At 65.5% G+C, this 2,094-nt stretch carries 1 protein-coding gene and 1 pseudogene; one reads left to right on the forward strand and one right to left on the reverse strand.

Features of this window, described 5'->3' with window-relative positions; genetic code table 11:
* Nucleotides 1–1,370: DEAD/DEAH box helicase (locus EN984_RS32310; RefSeq protein WP_164765814.1), on the reverse strand; the 1,370-nt coding region annotated here is incomplete at its 3' end.
* 438 nt (nucleotides 1,371–1,808) lie between these two features.
* Here EN984_RS32310 and EN984_RS32320 point away from each other — a divergent pair.
* Nucleotides 1,809–2,094 (forward strand): annotated as a pseudogene (locus EN984_RS32320) (aspartate-semialdehyde dehydrogenase); the annotation flags it as partial.

Genomic DNA, 2,094 nt, shown 5'->3' on the forward strand with positions numbered 1-2,094 from the left:
TCGTCGCGGCGCGCGAAACCTTCGCCCGCCGGTCTTTCACGCGACGGCGTGAAGGGCGCGATCTCCATGAGGTCCTCGGGCGCCGAGCGGCTGGCGCGGCACTGGCGCACGAAGGCAGCGGCCACCTGTTCGGCGCCATGTCTGGCGAGCAGCGCGTCGATGAAACCGCGTTCGTCGTCCTTCACCGGCTCGTCGAAAACCGGGTCGGCCAGGATGCGCTCGTCGTCGCGCCGCATCACGTCGTCGGCCGAGGGCGGGCTCGCCCATGTTGCCTTGAGGCCGGCGTTCTGCAGCAGCCGCTCGGTGCGCTTGCGGGCGCTGTTGGGCACGATCAGCGCGCTGACGCCCTTGCGCCCGGCGCGGCCGGTGCGGCCGCTGCGGTGAAGCAGCGTTTCCGGATTGGTCGGCAGATCGGCATGGATGACCAGCTCCAGATTGGGCAGATCGATGCCGCGCGCCGCGACATCGGTGGCGATGCAGACTTTTGCGCGGCCGTCGCGCATTGCCTGCAAGGCATGGCTGCGCTCGTTCTGGCTGAGCTCGCCCGAAAGCGCCACGACGGAGAAGTTGCGGTTGTTGAAGCGCGCGGTCAGATGATTGACGGCGGCACGCGTGTTGCAGAACACCAGCGCGTTCTTGGCTTCGTAATAGCGCAGCACGTTGATGATGGCGTTCTCGCGGTCGGGCTGGGCGACGCTCAGCGCCCGGTATTCGATGTCGAGATGCTGCTTCTCCTCGCCGGCGGCCGAGATGCGCACCGCATCGCGCTGGTAGCCCTGGGCGAGCGTGGCGATCGAGCGCGGCACGGTGGCCGAGAACATCAGCGTGCGGCGTTCGGCCGGAGCAGCGTCGAGGATGAATTCGAGGTCTTCGCGAAAGCCGAGATCGAGCATTTCGTCGGCCTCGTCGAGCACCACCGCCTTCAGCGCCGACATGTCGAGCGAGCGCCGGGTGATGTGGTCGCGCAGCCGGCCGGGCGTGCCGACGACGATATGGGCGCCGCGCTCCAGCACACGCCGCTCCGAGCGCATGTCCATGCCGCCGACGCATGACGCCACGGTGGCGCCGGTCAGTTCGTAGAGCCATTCCAGTTCGCGCGTCACCTGCAAGGCGAGTTCGCGCGTCGGCGCCACCGCCAGCGCCAGCGGTGCGGCGGCGTGGCCAAAGCGGTCCGCGCCCTCAAGCAGGGTCGGCGCCAGAGCGAGGCCGAAGGCCACCGTCTTGCCGGAGCCTGTCTGCGCCGAAACCAGCGCATCGGCCTCGCCGAGTTCCGGCGCCACAACCGCCTTCTGGACGGGCGTCAGCTCGGAATAGCCGCGTTTTTCCAGCGCCCTTGCCAGCGCGGGAACGAGTGCATCGAAGTTGGACATCTTACTCTTTCGGAATTCGGATTCTTATATGCCCAGCAATGGGCCTGTCTTCGGCGGGCGTCGGGACGCTCCATGAGCCGGATGGTCATGCCGTTCGTACTTCGTGCCGCCGCCATTGTACAGGGCAACAGGACGCTCATCGCAATTGACTCTTGACGCAAACCGCGTAAAAGCCCGCTTTGAACGGGATCGTTTTTCGATGCGCGGCCTTTTGATGGCTCTTCTTGCATTCGATGCCCCCAGCCTCAATGCACATCATTGGGCCGGGCGCGTCGGCGCGTCCCCTCGTTCCAGCAAAACTATGGCCAAAACCACCACCAAAACGGTGTGACTCCCTTGGCCTAACCACCCTCTCCCGGGTTCGGCCCGGGGGACGGAACCCGCATCGGCCAGCGGGTTTCTCCAAAAACCAAGCGGAGAGGGACAGGAGATTTTTCGATGAGTTTCAAGGTAGCGATCGTCGGCGCCACGGGCGATGTGGGCCGGGAAATGCTCAACATGCTGGAAGAGCGCGGCTTTCCGGTAAGCGAAGTCGTGGCGCTGGCGTCGCGGCGCAGCCAGGGCACGGAAGTGTCGTTCGGCGACCGCACGCTGAAGGTGAAGACGCTCGACCAGTATGATTTTTCCGACACCGACATCTGCATCATGTCGGCCGGCGGCAGCGTCTCCAAGGAATGGTCGCCGAAGATCGGCAAGCAGGGCTGCGTCGTCATCGATAATTCGT

This window comes from Mesorhizobium sp. M7A.F.Ca.CA.004.12.1.1, from assembly GCF_003997835.1.
Taxonomy (GTDB): domain Bacteria; phylum Pseudomonadota; class Alphaproteobacteria; order Rhizobiales; family Rhizobiaceae; genus Mesorhizobium.